We start from the raw sequence: 25916 nt of genomic DNA, 5'->3' as shown, positions 1-25916 counted from the left end.
TACTGCGCGGTTTTACCGCACACTTAACTGTCACCCTCTGGGCCACCCTGCCGTCAGGGTTTCACTCAACCAACTGGAGTCACGATGGATACCGTTTCCGCTTTTGTCACGCTGCTACTGGTGATGGACCCTGTGGGCAACGTGCCGGTGTTTCTGTCGGTACTCAAGGACGTGGACGCCAGGCGCCGCCAGTGGGTGATATTCCGGGAGCTGCTGATTGCCTTGCTGGTCCTGTTCATCTTCCTGTTTGCCGGCCCGACCCTGCTCCATGTGCTCGGCCTGCAGCAGGAATCCATCAGCATCGCCGGGGCCATTATCCTGTTCCTGATTGCGCTGCGAATGATCTTCCCCTCACCCTACGGGATGATGGGCGATACGCCGGACGGTGAGCCCTTTATCGTCCCGCTGGCGATTCCCCTGGTGGCGGGCCCCTCCTCCCTGGCCATTGCCATGCTGATGGTCAATACCGACCCCACGAGAATGCTGGACTGGAGCATCGCCCTGACCGGGGCCTGGGCGGTGTCTGCGGCACTGTTGATGGCCTCCCCGCTGTTGTTGCGCGCACTCGGTAACCGCGGGCTGATCGCCATGGAGCGCCTGATGGGCATGATCCTGGTGATTATCGCGGTACAGATGTTCTTCGACGGTGTGCGTGAATTCCTGCACATCCCGGCCTGATCAGGCGGGCTCGTAGCGGGCCTGAAGCCCCATATAGCGGTCGATCGCACGGTAATAGCGCTGGCGCAATCCGGCGCTCTCGTTAGCCAGGTGATGACCGGCCCCGGGCACCTGCTGGATATGGCAGCCAGGAAACAGGCGGCTCATCTGCGGCAGGTTGTACTGCCAGTCGACCGTGCCATCGCAGTCACCCTGAATGACCAGCGCCGGCCCCACCCCCAGATCTTCCAGCGGCAGCGTTGCCAGCCACGCCCGCAATGCGCCGACCCAGTTCACCGGAATGCGCCGGGGCTGAAGCGGGTCTTCCTGCAGAAAGGCCAGGAACTCTGCGTCGCTGGAATTCACGGCGAAGCGACGGGGCACGCTGTCGACAAAGCGATGCAGCAGCACATGGGCCAGCCGCACCTGGGCCCAGTGTGCCGGGCGCAGCAGGGGTGCAAGCAGTACCGTATCGTCGAAGGGCCAGGGATACCGCCTGGCGAAGTCGATCAGGGCGGCGGCCCCGGTGCTCTGGGCCATTACCCAGGTGGGCAGTTGCGACAGGTCGACGGCGCCAGTGACCGCAGCAATGCTGTCACCATAGTGAGCAAAAGCGTCGATCGCCGCGGGGCGGCCTGTGGACAAACCGTGGCCCGGCAGGTCGTAGGCGAGCACATTGCAGCCCCGGGACAGGCCGTAATCCACCAGTTTGCCGAACAAACCGACATGATCAAAATAGCCGTGTAACAGGAGCAGGTTGTGGCTGGCGCCGGCTTGTAGCCAGCACTGGGCGGCGAGAGTAAAGTCGCCGCTGGTGACGCTGCCGATGCTGTGATCCAGGCCATCGATACCCGGGAATTCCAGCTGGTAATAGCGCCGGTAACCATCCCAGTGCTGCGGCGCCGCCGCCTCATTGGAGAAGGGCTCCAGGGAATCGCGCAGCTGTTGTAGCTGTTCTGGCGTCAGCTTGGGCTCCCGGGCTTGTCGGGTAGAGAGTTAGGCGAGGTGGCCGAATGAATTCGGCCCTACAGGGGACAGTCCGCCACTCCTGTAGGGCCGGATTCATCCGGCCGCTGTTTCGCGCTCAGTTGATTTTCGGTTTCAGTTCACCCGCCTCATAGGCCTGGAACATGGACTCCAGAGAGCGCACCTTGATCTTGTCGGCGTTACCCGCCGTGCCGAATGCCTCGTAGCGCGCGACGCAAATGTCCTTCATCGCCTTGATGGTGGGAATAAGGAATTTGCGCGGGTCGAACTCGCTGGGGTTCTGGGCCAGGAAACGGCGGGCCGCGCCGGTGGAGGCCAGGCGCAGGTCGGTATCGATGTTCACCTTGCGCACGCCGTGCTTGATGCCTTCCTGAATCTGCTCGACGGGCACCCCGTAGGTTTCCGGCATGTCACCACCGAACTCGTTGATGATCGCCAGCCACTCCTGGGGCACCGAGGAGGAACCGTGCATCACCAGGTGCGTATTGGGAATGCGGGCGTGAATTTCCTTGATGCGGTCGATCGCCAGGATATCGCCCGTGGGCGGGCGGGTGAATTTGTAAGCCCCGTGGCTGGTACCACAGGCGATGGCCAGGGCATCCACCTCGGTGGCCTTGACGAAGTCCGCCGCTTCTTCCGGGTCGGTCAGCAGCTGGTCGTGGCTGAGGGTGCCCTCGGCGCCAATCCCGTCTTCTTCACCGGCCTGGCCGGTTTCCAGCGAGCCGAGACAGCCCAGTTCACCCTCCACCGACACGCCGCAGGCGTGGGCCATTTGCACCGCCCGGCGGGTGACATCGACGTTGTAGTCGTAATCCATCGGGGTCTTGCCGTCTTCGCCCAGGGAGCCATCCATCATCACCGAGGAAAAGCCGAGCTGGATGGAGCGCTGACAAACCGCGGGAGACACACCGTGATCCTGGTGCATCACCACCGGGATGTGCGGGAACTCCTCGATTGCCGCCAGAATCAGGTGGCGCAGGAAGGGCGCGCCGGCGTATTTGCGAGCGCCAGCGCTGGCCTGCATGATCACCGGCGAGTTGGTCTCGTCAGCGGCTTCCATGATGGCCCGGGTCTGCTCCAGGTTGTTAACGTTGAACGCCGGGACGCCGTAGCCATATTCTGCGGCGTGGTCCAGCAATTGCCGCATGCTGATGAGTGCCATGTGTGTTACCTCTGTGTCTCTGTGTCGGCGGTTTGGGCCTGTGACCAGGCCCTGTTTGTTGTTGCAGTATTACGCGGCGGACGGAGGCGGCTACGGCTGCTTCCCTCGCCCTGGCTCACGGCGCTCAACGCCGAGAGCAGGCCTGTCAGGCGTCTTGCGCCCGCTGTTCCAGCATGGCCACGGCGGGCAGGGTCTTGCCCTCTACATATTCGAGGAAGGCTCCGCCACCCGTGGAGATATACGAAACCTTATCGGCGATGCCAAATTTGTCAATTGCGGCCAGGGTGTCGCCCCCGCCTGCCAGGGAGAAAGCCGGGCTGTCGGCGATGGCGGCACTCAGCGCCTCGGTGCCACCGGCAAACTGGTCAAACTCGAACACCCCGACCGGACCGTTCCAGAGAATGGTTCCAGCGGCCTGCAGGATCTTCGCGATCTCGGCGGAGGCTTGGGGCCCGATATCAAAGATCATGTCATCTTCAGCCACGGCATCAGCGGATTTCAGTTCTGCCGCGGCGGATTCGGAAAACTCCTTCCCGGTGACCACATCGGCCGGCAGCGGAATGGCGGTCTTCGCCATCAGGGCCTGGGCGGCGGGGATCAGGTCCTGTTCGCACAGCGACTTGCCCACCGGCTTGCCGGCAGCTGCGAGGAAAGTGTTGGCGATGCCGCCACCCACGACCAGCTGGTCCACCTTGTCGGCCAGGGTTTCCAGTACGGTGAGCTTGGTGGACACTTTGGAGCCACCGACGATCGCGACCATCGGCCGGGCCGGCTCGCTCAGCGCCTTCTCCAGGGCATTCAGTTCACCGGCCAGCAGGGGGCCGGCGCAGGCGATGGGGGCAAACCGGGCAACCCCGTGAGTGGAAGCCTGGGCCCGGTGTGCAGTGCCAAAGGCATCCATCACAAACACGTCGCAGAGCGTGGCGTAGGCTTTGGCCAGCGCTTCGTCATCTTTCTTTTCGCCCGGGTTGAAACGCACGTTTTCCAGCAGGGCGACTTCGCCCTCGGCCAGTTCCACCCCATCGCGCCAGTCGTTCACCAGGCTTACCGGCTGGCCCAGCAGCCCGGACAGGTGCGCGGCCACCGGGGCCAGCGAAAAGGCGTTGTCGAACTCGCCTTCCGTGGGGCGCCCCAGGTGGGACATCAACAGCACCTTGGCGCCCGCCTCGACCGCCGCCCTGATCGTCGGCAGGGCAGCGCGAATGCGGGCGTCACTGGCGACCTTGCCATCCTTCAGGGGGACATTCAGGTCTTCACGGATCAGCACCCGCTTGCCTGAAAGGTCCAGTTCACTCATCAGTTTGACTTGCAGGCTCACGTTGCTCTCCTTTCACTGTTACTCAGGCCGGCACCGGCGACCCCGGCGTCATTCCCGCTATGGCGGGCGTCCATTCTAGCTGTTTACAGGCCCTGTGAATTCCCGCCTGTGCGACTATCGCAACGGAGGGAATCACCAGCCGGGCCCGGATGACTCAAACTGGTCACTGACGGCGCGGCTCTTGCTGGTCGTCAATTTCCAGCGCCGCCCAGCAGGCAGCCACGTCCAGCATCCGGTTGGCGTAGCCCCACTCGTTATCGAACCAGGTCAGCACCTTGGCCAGGCGCTTGCCGCTGACCCGGGTCTGGCTCGCGTCCACAATACTGGAGCGGGGGTCACGATTGAAATCACAGGACGCCAGGGGCTCGGTAGTGAAACCGAGAACACCATTGAAGCGATTCACCGCGGCTTCCCGCAGTGCGGCATTGACTGTTGCTGTATCAGCATCACATTCCAGCTGGACGGTCAAATCCATGGCTGAGACGTTCAATGTGGGCACCCGCAGGGCCTGGGCGGTAAAGCGCCCGGCCAGGTTGGGCAGGATACGTTCGATCCCCAGCGCCAATGCGGTGTCCACCGGAATGATCGACTGGTAAGCAGCCCGGGTCTTGCGCAGGTCCGTGTGGTGATAGGCATCCAGTACCGGCTGGTCATTCATGGCTGAGTGAATGGTGGTAATGGTGCCGCTCTCGATACCCAGGGCGTCATCCAGCGCCTTGATCACCGGTACGATGCCATTGGTCGTGCAGGAAGCGGCAGACACAATGGTATGGTCTGTACGCAGGCCATCCTCGTTGATACCAAAGACGACAGTGGCGTCCACGTCGGACTGGGCCGGCTGGGAAAACAGGACCCGGCGGGCGCCGCTGGCCAGGTGCAGTTCGGCCGTCTCCCGATCGCTGAAGGCGCCGGTACACTCCAGCACCATATCCACCCCCAGGTCCGACCAGGGCAGGTGGAGGATTTCCGGCTGGCGCAGGAGGGTGATGCGGTCGCCGTCAACGACGAGCTCGTGCTCGTCACCCTGCAGCGGCAGCGGGAAGCGGCCGTGGGTGGAGTCGTAGCGGGTGAGATGCTGCACGGTGCGGGCGTCGGCGATCTCGTTGATCGCCACCACACTCAGCTGTTGCCGTAACGGGCTCTCATAGAGAGCCCTCAGCACGCTGCGGCCGATTCGCCCGTAACCATTAATGGCAAGGCGCAGCATGCCTCAGTCCTCGAAGACCACCTCTTCCACGGCGGCCACGACATTGTCGACAGTGATACCGAACTCCTTGTACAGCTCCCCCGCGGGGGCGGACTCACCAAAGGTGGTCATGCCGATCACGCGGCCGTCGAGACCGACGAACTTGTACCAGTAGTCCACGTGGCCAGCCTCAACGGCTACACGGGCCAGTACATCCGAGGGCAGCACCGCTTCGCGGTAGGCTGCATCCTGGGCACAGAACACCTCGGCGCTGGGCATGGAGACCACGCGCACGGCCTTGCCGCGGGTGGCCAGCTCGACAGCGGCGTCCACGGCCAGCTGCACTTCGGATCCGGTGCCGATGATGATCGCGTCGGGCTGGCCGTCGCAATCCTTGAGCACGTATGCACCGCGGGCGATGTCTGCCACCTGGGCTTCATCGCGCGGCTGGTGGGGCAGGCCCTGGCGGGAGAAGATCAGGGCGCTGGGGCCGTCGACACGCTCGATGGCCGCCTTCCAGGCCACTGCCGACTCGACCGTGTCACAGGGGCGCCAGGTCTGCAGGTTGGGGGTGCTGCGCAGGGCAGTGAGCTGCTCTACCGGCTGGTGGGTCGGGCCATCTTCACCGAGACCAATGGAGTCGTGGGTGTACACAAAGAGGCTGCGCTGCTTCATCAGCGCCGCCATGCGCACGGCGTTGCGCGCGTATTCCATGAACATCAGGAAGGTGGCGCCATAGGGTACAAAGCCACCGTGCAGGGCGATGCCGTTCATGATGGCGGACATGCCGAACTCACGCACCCCGTAGTAGAGATAGTTGCCGCTGGCGTCATCGGCGCTCACGCCCTTCGAGCCGCTCCAGATGGTCAGGTTGGAGCCGGCCAGGTCGGCGGAGCCGCCCAGCAGTTCCGGCAGCAGGGGGCCGTAGGCATTGAGGCAGTTCTGCGAAGCCTTGCGGGAGGCCACGACCTCGCCCTCGGCCTGGCATTTGGCGATGTAGGCATCGGCCTGCTCGGCAAAATCTGCGGGCAGTTCACCCGCCAGGCGGCGGCGCAGTTCCGCGGCCAGCTCCGGGTGGGCGTCGGCGTAGGCCGCCATGGACTGCTCCCAGGCCTGCTCGCGCTCGGCGCCGGCGGCTTTCGCATCCCAGCCAGCGTAGACGTTGTCGGGAATCACGAAGGGCTCGTAAGCCCAGCCGATCGCTTCGCGGGTAGCGGCGATTTCGTCATCACCCAGCGGCGCGCCGTGGCAGGACTCGGTACCACCCTTGTTCGGCGCACCTTTGCCGATCACGGTACGGCAGCAGATCAGGGTGGGCTTGCCGGTCTCGGCACGGGCTGCCTCGATGGCCGCCTTGACCGCTTCCGGGTCGTGACCGTCAACTGCCGGAATCACATGCCAGTTGTAGGCTTCGAAGCGCTTCGGGGTGTCGTCGGTAAACCAGCCTTCCACCTCACCGTCGATGGAGATGCCGTTATCGTCGTAGAACGCAACCAGCTTACCGAGGCCCAGGGTACCCGCCAGAGAGCAGGCTTCGTGGGAAATGCCTTCCATCAGGCAGCCGTCGCCGAGGAATACATAGGTGTGGTGGTCGACCACTTCGTGTCCGGGGCGGTTGAACTGGGCAGCCAGTACCTTTTCCGCAATTGCCATACCCACGCCGTTGGTGACGCCCTGGCCCAGCGGGCCGGTGGTGGTCTCAACGCCGGGGGCGTAGCCGTATTCCGGGTGACCGGGAGTCGCACTGTGCAGCTGACGGAAGTTCTTCAACTCTTCCATCGGCAGGTCGTAGCCGGAGAGATGCAGCAGGGAGTAGATCAGCATCGAGCCGTGGCCGTTGGACAGCACGAAGCGGTCGCGGTTGGGCCAGCCCGGGTTGGCCGGGTTGTGCTGCAGGAAATCGTTCCACAGGACTTCAGCGATGTCCGCCATCCCCATCGGGGCACCGGGGTGGCCACTCTTGGCGCGCTGGACAGCATCCATACTCAGGGCGCGAATGGCATTGGCAAGCTCGGTACGAGAAGACATTCAATTCTCCAGAAAGGTAGGTAGGCGGGGGCCGAGTAAAAACGGGGCGGTATTTTCGCGTAAGCGGGGGGCAACGGCAAATAAATGGGCAATATTTGGGCAAAATTTGCGCGGGAGCGTTGCCAACGGGGTCAGAGCCCTTTTTCTTTTCAACAGAAAAAGGGCTCTGACCCCATAAACCACAATTCTATATCAAAATATTTTGATATAGGTGCGGGTCCCTGCTAGACTCCCGGCCCATGTTAGCTGTGGATACTCCCGAGCAGGCTGCCGCCGAGCAGCAGATCGACGCCCTCGCCACCCTTTGCAAGGCGAGCGCCGATCCCCTGCGCCTGCAGGTTTTGCGGGTGCTGAGCAGGGACTCCTTCGGCGTCTCCGAGCTGTGCAACCTGTTCGACATGCGCCAGCCCGCACTGTCCCACCACCTGAAGGTGCTGGCTGGCGCCGGCCTGGTGGCGACCCGCCGGGAGGGCAACTCCATTTTTTACCGCCGCAGCGAACTGGGTCAGCGCCCCGAACTGGAAGCGCTGCAGCAACAGATCTTTCGCACCGTGGACCAGGTGGAGCTGCCCGAGGCCCTGCGCGACAATCTCAGCGCCCTGCAGCGCCAGCGGGAAGAGAACTCCCGCACCTTCTTCCACCACAACGCCCACAAATTCCGGGAACAACAGGACCTGATCGCCAGCTACGAGCAGTACGCCGACACCGTGGCCCAGGTCCTGCGCGACGCCCCCCTGCAGCGCTTTGACAGCGCGCTCGAGGTGGGCCCCGGGGACGGCGCCTTCCTGCGCGAACTGGCGCCGCGCTTCCAGCGCGTCATCGCCCTGGACAATGCCGCCGCCATGCTGGAGCGGGCGCAGACCACCGCCGCCAAAGCCGACCTCGACAACATCCGCTTCATTCACGGCGACACCGGCAGTAGTGAACTGGACGGACTGCAGGCGGACTGCATCGTCATCAACATGGTGCTACACCACACCCCCGAGCCCCGCCAGATCCTGCAGGACGTGGCCCGCTACCTGGCGCCCGGCGGTGTACTGCTGCTCACCGACCTGTGCCAGCACGACCAGGGCTGGGCGCGGGAAAACTGCGGTGACCTGTGGCTGGGCTTCGAACCGGCCGACCTTACCGCCTGGGCCCGCAGCGCGGGTCTCGACGACATCGCCAGCGTGTTCCTGGCGCAACGCAACGGATTCCAGATACAGGTGCGCCTGTTTGGCCGCCACTGATTTAACTCCAAGGACTACATCATGAGCGAATACGCAATCTTCACTTCGGAATCCGTTTCCGAAGGCCACCCGGACAAAATGGCTGACCAGATTTCCGACGCCATCCTGGACGCGATCCTGAAAGACGACGTCAACGCCCGCGTGGCCGTGGAGACCCTGGTGAAAACCGGCATGGTCGTGGTGGCCGGCGAAGTCACCACCGACACCTACGTCGACCTGGAAGACGTGGTCCGCGAAGTGGTGCTGGATATCGGCTACAACTCCTCCAAAGTCGGCTTCGACGGCGCCTCCTGCGCCGTGCTGAACGCCATTGGCAAACAGTCTCCCGACATCGCCCAGGGCGTGGACGAGGGCGAGGCCAAGGAACAGGGCGCCGGCGACCAGGGCCTGATGTTCGGCTACGCCACCAACGAGACCGAGGTGCTGATGCCGGCACCGATCTACTACTCCCACCGCCTGGTGGAAAAGCAGGCCCAGTTGCGCAAGGACAAGGTCCTGCCCTGGCTGCGCCCCGACGCCAAGAGCCAGGTGACCCTGCGCTACGACAACGGCAAGCCGGTGGCTATCGACGCGGTAGTCCTGTCCACCCAGCACGATGAAGAGATCAGCCAGTCTGACATTCATGAAGCGGTGATGGACCTGATCATCAAGGAAACCCTGCCCGCGGAATGGCTGCACGCCGACACCCGCTACCACATCAACCCCACCGGCAATTTCGTGATTGGCGGCCCGGTTGGTGACTGTGGCCTCACCGGCCGCAAGATCATCGTCGACACCTACGGCGGCATGGCCCGCCACGGCGGCGGCGCGTTCTCCGGCAAGGACCCGTCCAAGGTGGACCGCTCGGCGGCTTATGCGGGGCGCTATGTGGCCAAGAATATTGTGGCGGCCGGCCTCGCCGACCGCTGTGAGATCCAGGTGTCCTACGCGATCGGCGTAGCGGAGCCGACTTCGATCTCCATCAACACGTTCGGAACGGGCAAGGTCTCTGACGATGTGATCGCGGACCTGGTACGCGAACACTTCGACCTGCGCCCGAAAGGCCTGATCGAGATGCTGGACCTGAAGCGTCCGATCTACCGGCCGACGGCGGCTTACGGGCACTTCGGGCGGGAGCTGCCAGAGTTTACCTGGGAGAAGACGGACAAGGCTGAGGCGCTGAAGGCGGCACTTTGATACGACGGAGGCCGGTGGACCATTCGGAGTCCGCACGACAACCAAAAGCGGCTCCGTAGTGCCGGGCCACACTCTCCGGGAGGGGTTCCGAGACTCGCCGTGAACCCGTCCATGGGGGCTCGACAGCGGCATCCATGCCGCTGACGGTCTCTCCACCCCTCCCGAAGACTGCGACCCTGTTCAGGCGCTGAAACGAAAAGCCTGGAGCACTGACCACCGGCGGTCGTCAGAGCTCAAAGCCGAAGCCACAGAGCAGGGCTTCGCTACCGGGAGGCCCTGGACGGACTCTATGAGGCAGGACGCCGAATAGAAGCGTACATGGACGTATTCACAGCGTGTCCGGGAAGGGCCTCCCGGTAGCGAAGCCCGAACCAGAACCGAAGCCCCAAAGAATTACGTACAGAACAACCAACACACATTGCAACACGGGCAAGAGAAAGCCCGATGAGGACCAAACCATGAGCACAGCTGAACAACTCGACAGCAAGCAGGACTACAAAGTCGCCGACATCTCCCTCGCAGACTGGGGCCGCCGCGAACTGGACATCGCCGAGGGTGAAATGCCCGCGCTGATGGCCATGCGCGAAAAATACAGCGCCAGCAAGCCCCTGGCCGGCGCCAAAATCCTGGGCTGCATCCACATGACCATCCAGACCGGCGTGCTCATCGAAACCCTCATCGAACTGGGCGCCGAAGTGCGCTGGTCCTCGTGCAACATCTTCTCCACCCAGGACCATGCCGCCGCAGCGATCGCCGCCGCCGGCATTCCCGTGTTCGCCTGGAAAGGCGAAACCGAAGAAGAGTACGAGTGGTGCATCGAGCAGACCATCCTCAAGGACGGCCAGCCCTGGGACGCCAACATGGTTCTCGACGACGGCGGTGACCTCACCGGCATGCTGCACGACAAGTATCCCGCCATGCTGGAAAACATCCACGGCATCACCGAAGAAACCACCACCGGCGTGCACCGCCTGCAGGAAATGCTGGAGAAAGGCACCCTGAAAGTGCCCGCGGTGAACGTGAACGACTCCGTGACCAAATCCAAGAACGACAACAAGTACGGCTGCCGCCACAGCCTGAACGACGCCATCAAGCGCGGCACCGACCACCTGATGGCGGGCAAGAAAGCGCTGGTGATCGGCTACGGCGACGTGGGCAAGGGCTCCGCCCAGTCCCTGCGCCAGGAAGGCATGATCGTCCGCGTCACCGAGATCGACCCGATTTGCGCGATGCAGGCCTGCATGGATGGCTACGAGGTGGTGTCTCCCTACATTAACGGCGTCAACGACGGCACCGCCGCCAGCGTCGACCGCAACCTGCTGCAGACCATCGACCTGCTGGTGACCACCACCGGTAACTACAATGTCTGTGACGAGCACATGCTGGCCGCCCTGAAGAGCGGCGCAGTAGTGTGCAACATCGGCCACTTCGACAACGAGATCGACACGGCCTTCATGCGCCGCAACTGGGAGTGGGAAGAGGTGAAGCCGCAGGTGCACAAGGTGTACCGCAACCAGGCGGAAAACGACCACCTGATCCTGCTCTCCGAAGGCCGCCTGGTGAACCTGGGCAACGCCACAGGCCACCCCAGCCGCATCATGGACGGTTCGTTCTCCAATCAGGTGCTGGCGCAGATTTATCTGTACGAGCGCAAGTTCGCCAACCTGGAGCCGGAGATGAAGGAAGCGGCGCTGAAGGTGGAAGTGCTTCCGAAGAAGCTGGACGAGGAAGTAGCGGCGCACATGGTGCGCGGGTTTGGCGGCGTGGTTACGCGCCTGACCAAGGAGCAGGCGGAGTACATCAACGTGAAGGTGGATGGTCCGTTCAAGCCGGATAGCTATAAGTACTGATCGCGCCTTTTGTGTGCTCAGAGTGCCGGGGTATTTGGCACTCTGTAGTGCCGGAGCGCGCCCGCGGTGAAGCCCTCCGGGACACGCCGTGAACCCGTCCATGGGGGCTTGTGCTCGGCATCCATGCCTCACACAGTCCCTTCGGGCTTCCCCGCGATCACACTCCTGCTTCGGCAGTTCCGGGGAGTCTCCCGCATCTTCGAACGTCTACGATTCGGGGGTCAGAAAAGGGGCAGACTCTGAAGCTAGCTCGAAGGAGTCCGGGGGTCGGGAGGCCCGGAGCGGACTCTATGAGGCATGGATGCCGAATAGAAGCGTACATGGACGTATTCACAGCGTGTCCGTGTAGGGCCTCGCGGCCGCCGGACTCCGAACTACCTGACGAAGCACGATACAGCCAGCAGAAAAAACATTAGAGTCAAAATCATGGCCAAACAAAAACCCAGAATCAGTTTCGAGTACTTCCCCCCGAAAACAGCCGAGGGTAAAAGCAAGCTGCTCGAAGAGACCACCCCTGCCCTGCAGGCCCTCAACCCCGAGTTCTTCTCCGTCACCTACGGTGCCGGCGGTACCACCCGCGACAGTACTCGCGGCGTGGTCAGCAGCATCCGCGCGGCCGGCATCGACGTCGCGCCCCACCTGTCCTTTGGCGGCGACGACGAGAACGCCGTCGGCGAGTTGCTCGATACCTATGTCGAGCGCGGCATCAACCGCCTGGTGGCCCTGCGCGGCGACATGCCCTCCGGTATGGGAGCCAGCACCCAGCTCGTGTACGCCAACGAACTCGTGGAATTCGTGCGCAAGCGCACCGGCGATCACTTCCAGATCGAGGTGGCGGCGTACCCGGAAATCCATCCCGAGTCCGAAAGTTACGACAGCGACATCCACTTCCTGAAGCAGAAACTGGACGCCGGTGCCAACAGCGCGATTACCCAGTACTTCTACAACGTCGAGTCCTACTTCTACTTCCTCGACCAGTGTGCGGCCGCCGGGATCGACAAGCCGATCTACGCCGGGATCATGCCGATCACCAACTTCGCCAACCTGGCGCGCTTCTCCCGCAACTGCGGCGCTGAGATTCCGCGCTGGATCTGCCAGCGGGTCGAGGGCTACGGCAAGGATACCGACAGCGTGCGCAAGTTCGGCATCGAAGTGGTGACCCAGTTGTGCCAGACCCTGCTGGAGTCGGGGGCGCCCGGCATTCACTTCTACACCATGAACCAGGTCGAGCCAACGCGTACAATCCACGCTAATCTGGGACTGTAAACACGGGCAGGGGCCGCCATGCGCATCCCGCGGATACATACTGAACAGGCGCTGGGTGAAGGTCTGGCACTGGCGCTGGAGAGCGGCCCGGCCAATCACGTAGCGCGGGTACTACGCATGGGCGAAGGCGATGCGCTGGTACTGTTCAACGGCGACGGCCTGGAGTACCCGGCCACCATCACCCATGCCGACAAGCGGGCGGTGGAGTTACAGCTGGACGCACCGCGCGAGAACGATCTTGAGTCGCCACTGGCGGTAGAACTGGGTATCGGCATCTCCCGGGGCGATCGCATGGACTGGGTCCTGCAGAAGGCGACGGAGCTGGGCGTCAGTGCCGTGGTACCCCTGTTCACCGAGCGCTGCGAGGTGAAACTGAAGGGCGAGCGGCTGGAAAAGAAACTGCTGCACTGGCGCCAGGTGATTGTGAGCGCCTGTGAACAGTGCGGGCGCAATCGCCTGCCCCGGCTCGGTGCCCCAATCGCACTGGAACAGTGGCTGGGCGACTGCTCCGCTGAACGGCGCTTTGTACTGCACCACCGCGCCACACCGGCAACCGGACGCGAGGCACCCGCCAGTGTGGCGCTGGCGGTGGGCCCGGAGGGCGGCCTCAGCGACCAGGAAATCGAGACATGCGCAGCGGCAGGTTTTGAGCCACTGACCCTCGGGCCGCGTGTCCTGCGCACGGAAACGGCACCACTGGCGGCACTGGCTATCCTCCAGGCCCAGTGGGGCGACATGGCAGCCCAACGGTAGAGGAATCCCATGAATATCATTCAGCACCAGATGCACGGCAATCACTGCTTTGGTTGCAGTCCGGACAACCCCCACGGCCATCACATCCAGAGCGATTGGGACGGCGAGCTCGCCACCTGTGACTTCCAGCCACAACCCTGGCACTGCGCCGGTTCGCCCCACTATGTCTACGGCGGCCTGATCGCCTCGGTCATCGACTGCCACAGTATCTGTACCGCGATCGCGGAAGCCTATCAGCGGGAAGGCCGCGCCATCGGCAGTGGTGACAACATTCTCTACGTGACCGGGCGGCTGGACATCCGCTATGTCAGCGCGGCGCCCATCCAGGGGCCGCTGCGGCTGGAAGCGACCGTCACCGAAGCGGGGGAGCGCAAGTCGCTGGTCTCCTGCCAGTTGAAGGTGGGGGAACAAATCTGCGCCGAGGCGGAACTTGTCGCCGTGAGAGTCCCTCCAAGTTGGGGTGACGCCTGAGGCTTCAGGACGTCATTCCAATGCGCTTGCAGCCCCCGCGGTGTTTGCGTAGTTTAGCGCTCAGTCTTCGCCCCACACACTCACTTACGACAGTCACGTACCACAGCCACGGACCATTGCCATGACCATCAAACTCGGCGTTGTCATGGATCCCATCGACCGGATCCAGTACAAGAAAGACACTACCCTGGGCCTGCTGTGGGCAGCCCAGGCTCGCGACTGGCACCTGTACTACATGGAGCCCCGGCACCTGTACATGGAACAGGGTGAACCCCGCGCCAGCATGGCGCCGCTCACGGTGTTTCACGACCCCGAGGGCTGGTACCAGCTGGAAGACAGCGAAGACCGGCCCCTGGCGGACCTGGATGTGATCCTGATGCGCAAGGATCCGCCCTTTGATAATGAATTCATTTACGACACCTACGTTCTCGAGGCGGCGGAGAGCCAGGGCACCCTGGTGGTCAACCGCTGTGCCAGCCTGCGCGACTGTAATGAGAAGGTCTTCGCCACCCGTTTCCCCCAGTGCTGCCCGCCGGTCCTGGTGAGCGGGGACGCCGCCCGCCTCAAGGCTTTTCACGCCAGGCATGGGGACGTGATCTTCAAACCCCTCGACGGGATGGGGGGCAGCTCCATCTTCCGGGTGAAGCAGGACGATCCCAACCTGAACGTGATCCTCGAAACCCTGACCGAATTCGGCAAGCGCACCATCATGGCCCAGCGCTACATTCCGGAGATCGTCGACGGCGACAAGCGCATCCTGATGATCAACGGCGAGCCCGTCGACTACTGCCTGGCCCGGGTTCCCTCCCAGGGCGAAACCCGCGGCAACCTCGCGGCCGGGGGCACCGGGCGCGCCCAGCCCCTTTCAGATCGCGACCGCTGGATTGCGGAGCAGGTCGGTCCCAGCCTGCGCGAACGCGGCCTGCTGTTCGTCGGCCTGGATGTCATCGGCGACTACCTCACCGAAATCAATGTCACCAGCCCCACCTGCCTGCGTGAGCTGAATGACCAGTGCGATCTGGACATTGGCAGCGACCTGATGGATTGTATAGAGGGACAACTGAACAGGGGATAGACGCCGGGCATGCAGGCGATCGCGAGCAACGGTATCGACCAGCCGATGAAGCTGGCGCTGGGGGTCGCGCTGGCATTGCATGTGGCCCTGCTGCTGGGGGTGTCCTTCGACGCCGTCACTGACGACGAGCACTACCGCCCCCAGATCGACGTCACCCTGGCCCGTCGCCCTGCCGAGCAGGCCCCAGACGACGCCACCCACGTCGCCCAGGTTAATCAACTGGGCAGCGGCGAGACGAGCGAACGCGCCGAGATCAGCTCCCAGGCCAGCCCTACGCTGTTCAATCCCGAACCCGCCCAGCAGGCCCTGAGTCCCCGTGAGCTGCGCGAACAACGCAACCAGCACGAACGCCAACTGGCTACAATCGCCGAGGCGGAGCGCCGGCTGGCGGAGGCCCAGGCGGCGGAGGAACAGATGGATAGCGCCATGCTCGGCATCAGCCCGGAAGTGGACGAACTGACCCGGGAACTGGCCAATCTCGAAGCGACCCGGGACAAGCAGGCCGCCAACTACTCGAATATGCCGCGAGTCCGGCGCCTCACCTCCCTGTCGACCCGGGAATCCATCGACGCCGCCTACCTGCACGACTGGCGCCAGCGGGTGGAAGCGGTGGGCAACCAGTATTACCCCGAGGCTTCGATACGCTACGGCATCTACGGCAGCCTGCGGCTGCTGGTGGTGATCGACCACAGCGGCCACCTGGAGGATATCCGGGTACTCTCCTCCTCCGGCTACGCACTGCTCGATGAGGCAGCGATCAAGATCGTGCGCATGGCCTCGCCCTACGCGCCCTTCCCCCCGGAGTTGCGCGCAACAACGGACAAGCTGGAAATTATCCGCACGTGGCAATTCCAGGAAAACCGGCTAAGCTCAGGCTAAAGGCCCCCTCTCTTGCAAGGAAGACACGCCGGACACATGCCCGCTCACGTAAGCGCCAACACTTCCCGTAGCGGCGATAGTCTCCGCGACCACTTCCTGTTGGCCATGCCCTCGCTCTCGGAGGGTATTTTTTCCCACAGCATTACCTACGTTTGCGAGCACGGTGAAAGCGGCGCCATGGGCATTGTCATCAACCAGCCCCTGGATCTCAGTCTGGCAGAAATTTTTGAACACCTGGATATCGACATCGAAGCCGAAGATGATTTCAGCCACCTGCCGGTCATGGCAGGCGGCCCGGTCCAGATAGATCACGGCTTCGTCCTGCACCGGGACCCGGCCAGCCGCTGGGAAGCCAGCCTGAAGATCACCGAGCGTATCTCCCTCACCACTTCCCGGGATATCCTGCGCGCCATTGCCGCCGGCGGTGGCCCCCGGGAGTATCTGATCGCACTCGGCTACGCCGGCTGGTCAGCCGGGCAACTGGAGCAGGAACTGGCGGATAACGCCTGGCTGACCCTGCCCGCCAGCAGCGAGATTATCTTCGGTACACCGCATCACCAGCGCCTCAGCGCCGCCGCGGCACAGCTCGGCATCGATATGAACCTGATCTCCAATCAGGCCGGTCACGCCTGAACCCGACCAGTAACGGGATCGCCTTGTCTCAACGCTCACCCCAGTCCGTGATGGCTTTCGACTTCGGCTTGCGCCAGATTGGCGTCGCCACCGGTAATTGTGTGCTGGCCACCTGCCAGCCACTCACGGTGCTCAACGCACGGGATGGCATACCGGACTGGGTAGCGGTGGAAAAACTGGTAAAGGAGTGGCAACCGGATGTGCTGGTGGTTGGGTTACCCCTCAACATGGATGGCAGCGAGAGCGAATTGAGCCGGCGGGCGAAGAAGTTTGCCCGCCGCCTGCACGGGCGCCTGGGCTTGCCGGTGGAGATGGCCGATGAGCGCCTGTCCAGCTTTGAAGCCAAGTCGCAACAGCGGGAGCAGGGACACCGGGGTGACTACAAGGCCCGTCCGGTCGACAGCGAGGCCGCGGCGCTGATTCTCAATACCTGGCTGGCGGAGCGGGAACGCTCCTACTGACTCAGTTCCTGGGCCTGAATCAGTTCTTGGACCAGTCGCGCCCGAGGAACTGGCCGCGGCTGTCGGCCTCGTCGTAACTCAGGCCCTGGCCCTCGTCCAGGGTCAACTTGCCCTTCTCGTGCATCTTGATCATCAGGCGCACATCGTTGCCGGAGTCGGCGTAGCGAACGGCGTCGTCCTGGGAGATGCGGCCCTCCTTGTAGGCGTTGAACAGGGCCTGGTCCAGGGTCTGCATTCCGAGTTCGGTGGACTTGGCCATCACCTCCTTGATCAGGTGGACCTGCCCCTTGCGGATATAGTCCTGGATCAATGGGGAATTCAGCAGTACTTCCACCACCGGGGTGCGGCCCTTGCCGCTCTTGGAGGGAATCAGCTGCTGGGCCACCATGGACTTGAGGTTGAGCGACAGGTCCATCCACACCTGCGAGTGCAGCTCCGCCGGGAAGAAACTCTGGATGCGGTCGAGCGCCTGGTTGGCGTTGTTGGCGTGCAGGGTGCACAGGCAGAGGTGGCCGGTTTCGGCAAAGGCCAGGGCCTGCTGCATGGTTTCGGCGGAGCGCACCTCCCCGATCAGGATCACGTCGGGCGCCTGGCGCAGGGTGTTCTTCAGTGCCACATCGAAGGACTCGGTATCCATGCCCACTTCGCGCTGGGTGACGATGCAGCCGGCATGTTCATGGATAAATTCGATCGGGTCCTCGATGCTGATGATGTGGCCGCGGCTGTTCTGGTTGCGATAACCCACCATCGCCGCCAGCGAAGTGGATTTACCAGTACCGGTGGCGCCCACAAAAATCACCAGGCCGCGCTTGGTCATGGCCAGCTCGCGAATGATGGGCGGCAGGCCCAGGTCCTCAATCGCCGGAATCCGGGTCTCGATACGGCGCATCACCAGGCCGCAGCGACCGCGCTGGACAAAGGCGCTCACCCGGAAGCGGCCGAGTTCCTCATCGGCCAGGGCGAAGTTGGCCTCGTGGTGCTTGCGGAACTCTTCCTGCAACTGGGGACGCATGGTCGACAGCACGAGGGCTTCCGCTTCCTCCTCGCTGAGCACCCGGTCCATCATCGGATAGATCTGGCCGTCGACCTTGATGCTCGGCGCGGCATAGGCAGAAATAAACCCGTCCGAAGCGCCTTCCTTGACGATGCGTTCCAGCATGTCTGAGATTTTCATGACCTTCTTCCCTCCGCGCCGGCGGGCACTCGCCCCGGACTGCTGTTAGAAGTTTTCCGGCATGCGCGCCTTCTCGCGGGCAATGTCCCGGGTGATGATTCGCTTGTCGACCAGCTCGTGCAGGCACTGGTCCATGGTCTGCATGCCGAGGGCCTGGCCGGTCTGGATGGCCGAGTACATCTGCGCCACCTTGTCCTCGCGGATCAGGTTACGGATGGCCGAGGTGCCGCGCATGATCTCGTGGGCCGCTACCCGCCCCCCGGTAGCGCGCTTCATCAGGGTCTGTGATATCACCGCCTGTAACGATTCCGAAAGCATCGAGCGCACCATGGACTTTTCCGCCGCCGGGAACACATCCACCACCCGGTCGATGGTCTTGGCGGCCGAGGTGGTGTGCAGGGTACCGAACACCAGGTGGCCGGTTTCCGCGGCGGTCAGCGCCAGGCGGATGGTTTCCAGGTCGCGCATCTCCCCCACCAGGATGATGTCCGGGTCCTCACGCAGGGCCGAGCGCAAAGCCTCGGCGAAGCCGAGGGTGTCCCGGTGCACCTCACGCTGGTTAACCAGGCACTTTTTGCTCTCGTGGACGAATTCTATCGGGTCCTCGATGGTGAGAACGTGCTCGTACTTGTTGTCGTTGATGTAGTCCATCATCGCCGCCAGCGTAGTGGACTTGCCGGAACCGGTGGGCCCGGTCACCAGCACCAGACCCCGCGGCATCATGGAAATGTCGCGGAACACCTGCCCCATGCCGAGGTCTTCCATGGTCAGGACCTTGGAGGGAATGGTCCGGAACACTGCGCCGGAACCGCGGTTCTGGTTGAACGCATTGACCCGGAAACGGGCCACGCCAGGCACTTCGAAGGAGAAGTCGGTTTCCAGGAACTCCTCGTAGTCCTTGCGCTGTTTGTCGTTCATGATGTCGTAGATGAGATCGTGCACCTGCTTGTGCTCCATCGGCGGCAGGTTGATGCGACGTACGTCGCCATCGACACGAATCATGGGCGGGAGGCCCGCAGAAAGGTGCAAATCCGATGCGCCCTGTTTGGCGCTGAACGCGAGCAATTCTGTAATATCCACCGTTCCCCTCCCCTGGCGGACCGGATCGGCGGCGGAAACCGGGCCAGTCCGGTTGGCGTGCGCGAGCCGCTACAACAACCCGCGCATGTTATTCTTGCGTTGCCGCACCGGGCTTCCTGGCCCGGCGCCCCTGCACCCTTAGCAATACCCAGGCCAATACCCAGGAAAGCCCTGATGAGTGAGCGACAACTTCCCGACAATATAACAAACCTGCTTGCCAGAGTAAGCAGCGCAGTGGAGAAAAGCCAACGTAATCCGCAGGATGTGAACATTCTCGCAGTCAGCAAGACCCGACCCGCCGGCGACATCCGCGAGGCAGCGGCGCTGGGGTTGACCGACTTCGGGGAGAATTACCTGCAGGAAGCCCTCGACAAAATGGCCGAGCTGCAGGATCTCGAACTGTGCTGGCATTTCATCGGCCCGATCCAGTCCAACAAAACCCGCCCCATCGCCGAACATTTCGACTGGGTTCACAGCGTGGACAGGCTCAAGATTGCCCGCCGCCTGAGCGAACAGCGCCCCCCGGAAAAACCACCGTTGCAGATCTGCCTGCAGGTCAATATCTCCGAGGAGGAGAGCAAGTCCGGTGTCACGCTGGCGGAATTGCCGGCACTGGCCCAGGCAGTGAGCGCGCTGCCCGGGCTGACGCTGCGTGGACTGATGGCCATTCCCGCTGCCACCGCTGATACAGAGCAACAGCACCGTGCCTTCGCCGCGCTGCGCAAGGCACTCGAAGCGCTCGATATGCCCCACCTGGACACCCTGTCGATGGGTATGTCCGGAGACCTCGAAGCCGCTATTGCCGAGGGTTCGACCCTGGTGCGGGTTGGGACGGATATCTTCGGCCCCCGCGGGTGATCTGGCCCGGGGCCGGCGTGTATACTGCCGCTTCATTTTTACCGTGCTGGAGCAGATTGTGAGCACTCCAACCATCGCCTTTATTGGCGCCGGCAACATGGCCCGCAGCATCATCGGTGGGCTGCTGGAAAGCGGGCACCCGGCGCAGTCCCTGCGCGCCGCCGACCCGTTCCCGGCCAGCCTGGAACAGCTGCAGGCGCTGGGGCCGATACCGACCTTTGCCGACAATGCCGAGGCAGCGAGCGGAGCCGATGTGGTGATCCTCGCCGTCAAGCCCCAGGTGATGGCCGAAGCACTGGGCTCCATTGCCAGCCACGTGGCCGAAAACCGCGCCCTGGTTATCTCGATTGCCGCCGGCATTACCATCGACAGCATGCGTGCTCGCCTCGGTGAGCAGGCCGCCATCGTCCGCTGCATGCCCAACACTCCCGCCCTGCTGGGCTGTGGGGCCAGCGGCCTCTATGCCACCGAACAGGTCGGCCAGGCACAGCGCGGCTACGCCGAGGCCATCCTCGGGGCCATAGGGCTGGTGGAGTGGGTACCGGGCGAATCCGCCCTGGACGCCATTACCGCGTTGTCCGGCAGTGGTCCCGCCTACTTCTTCCTGTTCATGGAGGCGATGATCGACGCCGGCTGTGAACTCGGCCTCGAGCGCAGTACGGCAACCGCCATGGCCCAGCAAACGGCCCTCGGCGCCGCCCGGATGGCCATCGAGGGCGATGTGGACCTGGTCGAGCTGCGGCGTCGCGTCACCAGCCCTGGCGGCACTACCCAGGCAGCGGTGGAAAGTTTTGAACACAGCGGGCTGCGGGAAACCATCGCCCGCGCCATGCGCGCAGCCAATGACCGGGCCCAGGAGATGGCCCGGGAACTGGGCTAGGCCCCGCACCCCCAATTTGAAAGGAGACTCTCCCCTGTGAGTGCCATCAACGAAATTTTCGTGTACCTGCTGCAAACCGCCCTCAGCCTCTACCTGGTGGCGATGTTGCTGCGTTTTCTGCTGCAACTGGTACGCGCCGATTTCTACAACCCGATCAGCCAGTTCCTGGTGAAGATCACCAACCCGCTGGTGGTACCCCTGCGCCGGATCGTGCCGGGTCTGGGCGGTTTAGACCTCTCCTCCCTTATCCTAGCCCTGGTACTGCAGATACTGGGCATCATCGTGATGATTCTGCTGTACGGGCTGGCGGTACCCAATATCGCCGTACTGTTGGTATGGGGTGTGCTCGGCCTGGCGGCCCTGCTGGTGAACCTGTACTTTTTCGCCCTGCTGGCAGTCATCATCCTGAGCTGGGTGGCACCGGGCAGTAACAATCCCGCTCTCTACCTGCTGTACCAGATCACCGAGCCGGTGATGGCGCCCTTCCGCAAACTGTTGCCGGCCATGGGCGGGATCGACTTCTCACCCATCCTGGTATTTATCGCGATCAATGTCCTGCAAATCGTCCTGCGCCATCTGGCGGCCGGTGTCGGGCTGCACCCGGCATTGGTGATTGGCCTGTAGATGCCCAACCCGGACAGCCAAGCTCCCGGCACTGCAGGGCCCGATGCCCCGGGGTCTGATTCCGTCGGGATCGTCACGCCACAGACAGCCCGCTTCGAGGAGCCGCTGCTGCTGGCCTGCGGCCGCGAACTGGTGCCTTATGAGCTGGTCTATGAAACCTACGGCGAACTGAATAGCAGCCGCAGCAATGCCGTACTGGTTTGCCACGCCCTGTCGGGCCATCACCACGCCGCGGGCTACCACAGCGCCGACGACCGCAAACCCGGCTGGTGGAACGAGTACATCGGGCCCGGCAAGCCCATCGATACCAACCGTTTTTTTGTGGTGAGCCTGAACAACCTCGGCGGCTGTCACGGCTCCACCGGCCCCACCTCCATCAACCCGGCCAGCGGCAAACCCTGGGGTCCGGATTTCCCGCCCCTGCGTGCCAGGGACTGGGTACACAGCCAGCGCCACCTGGCAGACCGGCTGGGCATCGCCTGCTGGGCGGCGGTGATCGGTGGCAGCCTCGGCGGCATGCAGGCCATGCGCTGGGCCCTGGAGTACCCGGAGCGGGTAAAGCACTGCGTGGTGATTGCCTCGGCAATGAAACTCAGCGCCCAGAACATCGCCTTCAACGAGATCGCCCGTCACGCCATCCAGAGTGATCCGGACTTCGCTGAAGGTCGCTACCTTGAAGCAGAAACCATTCCCGGCCGGGGCCTGGCCCTGGCCCGCATGGTGGGTCACATCACCTACCTGTCCGACGACGCGATGGCCACCAAGTTCGGCCGCGACCTGCGCTCGGGCTCCCTGGAGCAGGGTGTCGAGGGGAGCGTGGAGTTCCAGGTCCAGAGTTACCTGCACTACCAGGGCAGCCAGTTTTCCGGCAGCTTCGACGCCAATACCTACATTCTGATGACCCGGGCGCTGGACTACTTCGACCTGGCGCGGGAGTACGGGGACGATCCGGTAGCCGCCTTCCGCCACGCCCGCTGCAGTTTCCTGGTGATTTCCTTCTCTACCGACTGGCGCTTCTCCCCGGCCCGTTCGCGGGAGATTGTGGACGCCCTGATCGCAGCCGACCGCCCGGTGACCTATGCCGAAATTGACGCCAAGGAAGGCCACGACGCCTTCCTGATGCCGATTCCCCGCTACCGCGACCTGTTTGCCGCCTACATGCAGCGGGTAGGGACTGACTGATGCGCCTCGACCTGACACGTATCCAGCCGTGGATCGCCCCCGGTTCCCGGGTACTGGACCTCGGCTGCGGCAACGGCGAATTCCTGCGCCGCCTGCAGCAGGAGCGCCAGGTGCGCGGTATGGGGCTGGAGATCGACCCGGACAACATTACTGCCGCGGTGGGCCGCGGACTTAACGTGGTCGAGCAGAACATGGACGAGGGCCTGGCCAACTTCCCCGACCAGAGCTTCGACACCGTGGTCATGGCCCACGCCCTGCAGGCGGTGCACTACCCGGACCGGGTACTGGAGGAGATGCTGCGCATCGGCCGCGAGAGCATCGTGACCTTCCCCAATTTCGGCCACTGGCGCTGCCGGCTGTATCTCGGCAGCCGCGGCCGCATGCCGGTGTCGAAATTCATGCCCTACACCTGGTACGACACGCCCAATATCCACTTCTGTACGGTGCGGGACTTCGAGGCTTTATGCGCCGAGAAAGGCATCCGCATTCTCGACCGGGAGATGGTCGGCAACACCGACCGCCAGCCGGTGCTCGCCAGCGCCTGGCCCAACCTGTTTGCCCTGACCGCCATCTACCGCCTGTCACGCTGATGAAGAATCCCGCTGTCCAATTGCTACTTGTCCTGGTTGCCGGGCTCCTGGCCGCCACCGCCCAGGCCCAGCAATCCGAACGCTTCGGCCCCTATGAACTGCACTACAGCGTGGTAAACACCACCTTCCTGTCGCCCGAGGTGGCCGCCGAGTACGGGATCGTGCGCGGCGAGAAGCGCGGTATCGTCAACCTGGCGGTGCGCGAGCACCTCGCCGACGGCACAGCGGTGAACCGCGCCGCCCTGCTCAAAGGCCGCAGCTGGGACCTGATCCAGGGCCAGGACCTGGATTTCCAGAAAATCCAGGAAGGCCCGGCCATCTACTACATTGCGCCCTTCAAGTTCATCAACCGGGAGTGGCGCCATTTCGAAGTGCACTTCCGCCCGGAAGGGGCAGAGAAAACCTATACTTTCAAATTCAAGCACCAGCTGTATGTCCACTGATATGAGCGACCCACTTTCCAGCAGTTCCGCCTCCAACACCGTCGTGCTGGCCAGCGGCAACGCCGGCAAGCTGAAGGAGCTCGGAGGCATCCTGGCGCCACTGGGGATGGACCTGCGCTCCCAGGCGGAATTCGACGTGCCCGAGGTACCGGAAGACGGCCTCACCTTCGTCGAGAACGCCCTGATCAAGGCCCGGGCCGCGGCCCGCCACACCGGCCTACCCGCCATTGCCGACGATTCAGGCCTGGAGGTGGACGCGCTGCAGGGCGCGCCCGGCATTCATTCCGCCCGCTACTCGGGGGAAGGCGACGCGGGCAACAACCGCAAACTGCTGGCGGCCCTCGCAGGCCTGCCACGGGAGCAGCGCCGCGCCCGCTTTCAGTGCGTACTGGTGTTCCTGCGCCACGCCGATGACCCGACCCCACTGATCTGCCAGGGCAGCTGGGAAGGTTTTATCCTCGATGCACCCGCGGGCGAACAGGGCTTTGGTTACGACCCGGTGTTCTATGTGCCCGACCACGACCGCAGCGCTGCGGAACTGCCACGCGAGGTGAAGAACCAGGTCAGCCACCGCGCCCGGGCCTGCGCGCAACTGGCAGAGGCGCTCGCACGCCGCCCGGGATGAGCACCCAACTGCCACCACTCGGCCTTTATATCCACCTGCCCTGGTGCGAGCGCAAATGCCCCTATTGCGACTTCAACTCCCACGAGCGTCACGACCTGCCCGAGCAGGCCTACATCGATGCCCTGCTGCGAGACCTTGAAGGCGAGCTGCCCCGGCTGCAGGGCCGCAGCGTCTCCACCCTGTTTATCGGCGGGGGCACCCCCAGCCTGTTCAGCGCCGGGGCCATTGCCCGGCTGATGTCTGGCATCGCCGAGCGGCTGCCACTCGAGGCAGACCTGGAAGCGACCATGGAAGCCAACCCCGGCAGCGCCGAAGCCGAGAAGTTTGCGGGTTTTCGTGCCGCGGGTATCAACCGCCTGTCGCTGGGTATCCAGTCCTTCGAAAATGAACAACTCAGTGCGCTGGGCCGCGTGCACAGCGCCGAACAGGCCTACGCCGCCATCGGCATGGCCAGGGCCGCGGGATTCGACAACTTCAATATCGACCTGATGCACGGCCTGCCCGGAGGGACCCGCGAACAGGCCGCGAAAGACCTGCGCCAGGCGCTGGGTTACGAGCCCCCTCACCTGTCCTGGTACCAGCTCACCATCGAGCCGAACACCGTGTTTCACAAGCGCCCACCGCTCCTGCCCGTGGAGGACACCCTGGCGGACATCCAGGAGGCGGGGGAATCCCTGTTGCGTGAAGGCGGCCTGGACAGCTACGAAGTCTCCGCCTGGTCGCAGCCGGGTCGCGAGTGCCGCCACAACCTCAACTACTGGTCTTTCGGCGACTACCTGGCCATCGGCGCCGGCGCCCACGGCAAGGCGACGCATGCCAACGGGCGCATCGAGCGCTACGCCAAGCGGCGGCAGCCGGACGACTACCTGGCAGCGGCAGCGGGCGGGTTTGAAGTCGGCCAGCGCTGGCTGGATGAAAGCGAGCTGCCGGGCGAGTACATGCTCAACACCCTGCGCCTGGCAGGCGGTGCGCCGTTGGCCAATTTTCCCCGCTATACGGGGTTGGATACCGCGGTGATACAGCCGACGCTGGACAGTCTTTGTGAGCGGGGGCTGGTAGAGCTCACGTCAGACAGACGGGTGCGCTGCACTGTGGTTGGCTGGCGGTTTCTGGATAGTGTGGTGGGGGAGTTTTTCTAGATGTACGCAGATTGGCCAGACAGTCGTGTGCGTCTGCCCAGTCATTGAAACGCTCGCGCATTACAACCGTGCGTGCGGCACCCGGGGCCCTTCCGGGACACGCCGTGAACCCGTATATGGTCTCCTCCCCCGATGCAAGGCTGGAACTCGGTGTCAGGGACAGGTTGCTGCCATATATCCGGCCTGTTTG

At 63.6% G+C, this 25916-nt stretch carries 26 protein-coding genes; 19 read left to right on the top strand and 7 right to left on the bottom strand.

From position 1 onward, the window contains the following. The first annotated feature begins 84 nt into the window (after positions 1–84). Entirely contained in the window at positions 85–678 is a 594-nt protein-coding gene (locus FV139_RS17015) for a YhgN family NAAT transporter (protein ID WP_148069681.1), read from the top strand. Here the strand turns inward: FV139_RS17015 and FV139_RS17010 are convergent, their stop codons facing one another. The 5 genes from FV139_RS17010 to tkt form a co-directional block, all read right to left on the bottom strand. Next, on the bottom strand, positions 679–1407 hold the full coding sequence (locus FV139_RS17010; protein ID WP_268939970.1) for an alpha/beta hydrolase: 729 nt from the start codon (positions 1405–1407) through the stop codon (positions 679–681). Between the two features lie 334 nt (positions 1408–1741). Then, entirely contained in the window at positions 1742–2806 is a 1065-nt protein-coding gene (gene fba / locus FV139_RS17005; RefSeq protein ID WP_148069679.1) for a class II fructose-bisphosphate aldolase, read from the bottom strand. A 145-nt stretch (positions 2807–2951) separates the two neighbouring features. After that, positions 2952–4118, bottom strand: coding sequence for a phosphoglycerate kinase (locus FV139_RS17000; RefSeq protein ID WP_148069869.1), 1167 nt, complete (start codon positions 4116–4118; stop codon positions 2952–2954). Positions 4119–4287: 169 nt separating this feature from the next. Then, positions 4288–5331, bottom strand: a complete 1044-nt coding sequence (locus FV139_RS16995) for a glyceraldehyde 3-phosphate dehydrogenase NAD-binding domain-containing protein (protein WP_148069678.1) — start codon at positions 5329–5331, stop codon at positions 4288–4290. A gap of 3 nt (positions 5332–5334) precedes the next feature. Further along, positions 5335–7338, bottom strand: a complete 2004-nt coding sequence (tkt, locus tag FV139_RS16990; protein WP_148069677.1) for a transketolase — start codon at positions 7336–7338, stop codon at positions 5335–5337. 239 nt (positions 7339–7577) lie between these two features. Here tkt and FV139_RS16985 point away from each other — a divergent pair, with 239 nt between their 5' ends. The 10 genes from FV139_RS16985 (at position 7578) to ruvX (ending at position 17131) form a co-directional block, all read left to right on the top strand. Next, positions 7578–8567: an ArsR/SmtB family transcription factor gene (locus FV139_RS16985; protein WP_148069676.1), complete on the top strand. Its 990-nt coding sequence runs from the start codon at positions 7578–7580 to the stop codon at positions 8565–8567. A gap of 21 nt (positions 8568–8588) precedes the next feature. Further along, on the top strand, positions 8589–9743 hold the full coding sequence (metK, locus tag FV139_RS16980; RefSeq protein ID WP_148069675.1) for a methionine adenosyltransferase: 1155 nt from the start codon (positions 8589–8591) through the stop codon (positions 9741–9743). Positions 9744–10201: 458 nt separating this feature from the next. Next, positions 10202–11593, top strand: a complete 1392-nt coding sequence (gene ahcY / locus FV139_RS16975) for an adenosylhomocysteinase (protein WP_148069674.1) — start codon at positions 10202–10204, stop codon at positions 11591–11593. Between the two features lie 426 nt (positions 11594–12019). Further along, the gene (metF, locus tag FV139_RS16970) at positions 12020–12859 is read left to right on the top strand and encodes a methylenetetrahydrofolate reductase [NAD(P)H] (RefSeq protein ID WP_148069673.1); all 840 of its coding nucleotides are present in this window, start codon (positions 12020–12022) and stop codon (positions 12857–12859) included. Positions 12860–12877: 18 nt separating this feature from the next. After that, positions 12878–13612 (top strand): 16S rRNA (uracil(1498)-N(3))-methyltransferase, encoded by a 735-nt coding sequence (locus tag FV139_RS16965; RefSeq protein WP_148069672.1) that lies wholly within the window; start codon positions 12878–12880, stop codon positions 13610–13612. A gap of 9 nt (positions 13613–13621) precedes the next feature. Beyond that, positions 13622–14083, top strand: coding sequence for a PaaI family thioesterase (locus FV139_RS16960; RefSeq protein ID WP_148069671.1), 462 nt, complete (start codon positions 13622–13624; stop codon positions 14081–14083). A gap of 121 nt (positions 14084–14204) precedes the next feature. Continuing rightward, a complete protein-coding gene (gene gshB, locus FV139_RS16955) occupies positions 14205–15158 on the top strand; it encodes a glutathione synthase (protein ID WP_148069670.1) in 954 nt (317 codons plus the stop codon). A gap of 9 nt (positions 15159–15167) precedes the next feature. After that, positions 15168–16037 carry an energy transducer TonB gene (locus FV139_RS16950; RefSeq protein WP_148069669.1) on the top strand — a complete coding sequence of 290 codons (870 nt, stop codon included), beginning with the start codon at positions 15168–15170 and terminating at the stop codon, positions 16035–16037. Positions 16038–16073: 36 nt separating this feature from the next. After that, a complete protein-coding gene (locus FV139_RS16945) occupies positions 16074–16670 on the top strand; it encodes a YqgE/AlgH family protein (protein WP_148069668.1) in 597 nt (198 codons plus the stop codon). A 50-nt stretch (positions 16671–16720) separates the two neighbouring features. Then, a complete protein-coding gene (ruvX, locus tag FV139_RS16940; RefSeq protein ID WP_213004159.1) occupies positions 16721–17131 on the top strand; it encodes a Holliday junction resolvase RuvX in 411 nt (136 codons plus the stop codon). A gap of 19 nt (positions 17132–17150) precedes the next feature. Here ruvX and FV139_RS16935 read toward each other — a convergent pair whose 3' ends face one another. Both FV139_RS16935 and FV139_RS16930 read right to left on the bottom strand, forming a co-directional pair. Beyond that, entirely contained in the window at positions 17151–18305 is a 1155-nt protein-coding gene (locus FV139_RS16935) for a PilT/PilU family type 4a pilus ATPase (protein WP_148069666.1), read from the bottom strand. Between the two features lie 45 nt (positions 18306–18350). Continuing rightward, complete coding sequence (locus FV139_RS16930; RefSeq protein ID WP_148069665.1) at positions 18351–19385, bottom strand: type IV pilus twitching motility protein PilT; 1035 nt, start codon at positions 19383–19385, stop codon at positions 18351–18353. Between the two features lie 174 nt (positions 19386–19559). Between FV139_RS16930 and FV139_RS16925 the strand changes: the two genes are divergently transcribed. The 8 genes from FV139_RS16925 to hemW are packed head-to-tail and all read left to right on the top strand — an operon-like array spanning position 19560 to position 25726. Next, a complete protein-coding gene (locus tag FV139_RS16925) occupies positions 19560–20243 on the top strand; it encodes a YggS family pyridoxal phosphate-dependent enzyme (protein WP_148069664.1) in 684 nt (227 codons plus the stop codon). 58 nt (positions 20244–20301) lie between these two features. After that, complete coding sequence (gene proC, locus FV139_RS16920) at positions 20302–21123, top strand: pyrroline-5-carboxylate reductase (protein WP_148069663.1); 822 nt, start codon at positions 20302–20304, stop codon at positions 21121–21123. A 36-nt stretch (positions 21124–21159) separates the two neighbouring features. After that, a complete protein-coding gene (locus FV139_RS16915; protein WP_148069662.1) occupies positions 21160–21747 on the top strand; it encodes a YggT family protein in 588 nt (195 codons plus the stop codon). Beyond that, complete coding sequence (metX, locus tag FV139_RS16910) at positions 21748–22929, top strand: homoserine O-succinyltransferase MetX (protein WP_148069661.1); 1182 nt, start codon at positions 21748–21750, stop codon at positions 22927–22929. It abuts the gene before it with no gap. After that, positions 22929–23519 carry a methionine biosynthesis protein MetW gene (gene metW, locus FV139_RS16905; protein ID WP_148069660.1) on the top strand — a complete coding sequence of 197 codons (591 nt, stop codon included), beginning with the start codon at positions 22929–22931 and terminating at the stop codon, positions 23517–23519. Before metX ends, metW begins: the two co-directional genes overlap by 1 nt. Further along, positions 23519–23962: a DUF4426 domain-containing protein gene (locus tag FV139_RS16900; RefSeq protein ID WP_148069659.1), complete on the top strand. Its 444-nt coding sequence runs from the start codon at positions 23519–23521 to the stop codon at positions 23960–23962. Before metW ends, FV139_RS16900 begins: the two co-directional genes overlap by 1 nt. Before the next feature lies 1 nt (position 23963). Continuing rightward, positions 23964–24587 (top strand): RdgB/HAM1 family non-canonical purine NTP pyrophosphatase, encoded by a 624-nt coding sequence (gene rdgB / locus FV139_RS16895; protein ID WP_148069658.1) that lies wholly within the window; start codon positions 23964–23966, stop codon positions 24585–24587. Then, entirely contained in the window at positions 24584–25726 is a 1143-nt protein-coding gene (hemW, locus tag FV139_RS16890; RefSeq protein ID WP_148069657.1) for a radical SAM family heme chaperone HemW, read from the top strand. The genes rdgB and hemW overlap by 4 nt, the downstream gene beginning before the upstream one ends. Positions 25727–25916 lie beyond the last annotated feature (190 nt).

Source organism: Parahaliea maris (assembly GCF_008064665.1).
Lineage (GTDB): Bacteria > Pseudomonadota > Gammaproteobacteria > Pseudomonadales > Halieaceae > Parahaliea > Parahaliea maris.
This window is presented reverse-complemented; position numbering and strand designations above follow the sequence as displayed.

What these genes read in the sequence shown, in the direction of transcription:
- metF (WP_148069673.1), top strand. Translation starts at nt 12,020, where the DNA reads ATGGCCAAACAAAAACCCAGAATCAGTTTCGAGTACTTCCCCCCGAAA.
- FV139_RS16945 (WP_148069668.1), top strand. Translation starts at nt 16,074, where the DNA reads ATGCCCGCTCACGTAAGCGCCAACACTTCCCGTAGCGGCGATAGTCTC.
- FV139_RS16985 (WP_148069676.1), top strand. Translation starts at nt 7,578, where the DNA reads ATGTTAGCTGTGGATACTCCCGAGCAGGCTGCCGCCGAGCAGCAGATC.
- hemW (WP_148069657.1), top strand. Translation starts at nt 24,584, where the DNA reads ATGAGCACCCAACTGCCACCACTCGGCCTTTATATCCACCTGCCCTGG.
- FV139_RS16960 (WP_148069671.1), top strand. Translation starts at nt 13,622, where the DNA reads ATGAATATCATTCAGCACCAGATGCACGGCAATCACTGCTTTGGTTGC.
- FV139_RS16995 (WP_148069678.1), bottom strand. Translation starts at nt 5,331, where the DNA reads ATGCTGCGCCTTGCCATTAATGGTTACGGGCGAATCGGCCGCAGCGTG.
- tkt (WP_148069677.1), bottom strand. Translation starts at nt 7,338, where the DNA reads ATGTCTTCTCGTACCGAGCTTGCCAATGCCATTCGCGCCCTGAGTATG.
- FV139_RS16950 (WP_148069669.1), top strand. Translation starts at nt 15,168, where the DNA reads ATGCAGGCGATCGCGAGCAACGGTATCGACCAGCCGATGAAGCTGGCG.
- gshB (WP_148069670.1), top strand. Translation starts at nt 14,205, where the DNA reads ATGACCATCAAACTCGGCGTTGTCATGGATCCCATCGACCGGATCCAG.
- FV139_RS16925 (WP_148069664.1), top strand. Translation starts at nt 19,560, where the DNA reads ATGAGTGAGCGACAACTTCCCGACAATATAACAAACCTGCTTGCCAGA.
- ahcY (WP_148069674.1), top strand. Translation starts at nt 10,202, where the DNA reads ATGAGCACAGCTGAACAACTCGACAGCAAGCAGGACTACAAAGTCGCC.
- metX (WP_148069661.1), top strand. Translation starts at nt 21,748, where the DNA reads ATGCCCAACCCGGACAGCCAAGCTCCCGGCACTGCAGGGCCCGATGCC.
- FV139_RS16965 (WP_148069672.1), top strand. Translation starts at nt 12,878, where the DNA reads ATGCGCATCCCGCGGATACATACTGAACAGGCGCTGGGTGAAGGTCTG.
- rdgB (WP_148069658.1), top strand. Translation starts at nt 23,964, where the DNA reads ATGAGCGACCCACTTTCCAGCAGTTCCGCCTCCAACACCGTCGTGCTG.
- metW (WP_148069660.1), top strand. Translation starts at nt 22,929, where the DNA reads ATGCGCCTCGACCTGACACGTATCCAGCCGTGGATCGCCCCCGGTTCC.
- fba (WP_148069679.1), bottom strand. Translation starts at nt 2,806, where the DNA reads ATGGCACTCATCAGCATGCGGCAATTGCTGGACCACGCCGCAGAATAT.
- FV139_RS16935 (WP_148069666.1), bottom strand. Translation starts at nt 18,305, where the DNA reads ATGAAAATCTCAGACATGCTGGAACGCATCGTCAAGGAAGGCGCTTCG.
- FV139_RS16900 (WP_148069659.1), top strand. Translation starts at nt 23,519, where the DNA reads ATGAAGAATCCCGCTGTCCAATTGCTACTTGTCCTGGTTGCCGGGCTC.
- FV139_RS17015 (WP_148069681.1), top strand. Translation starts at nt 85, where the DNA reads ATGGATACCGTTTCCGCTTTTGTCACGCTGCTACTGGTGATGGACCCT.
- ruvX (WP_213004159.1), top strand. Translation starts at nt 16,721, where the DNA reads ATGGCTTTCGACTTCGGCTTGCGCCAGATTGGCGTCGCCACCGGTAAT.
- metK (WP_148069675.1), top strand. Translation starts at nt 8,589, where the DNA reads ATGAGCGAATACGCAATCTTCACTTCGGAATCCGTTTCCGAAGGCCAC.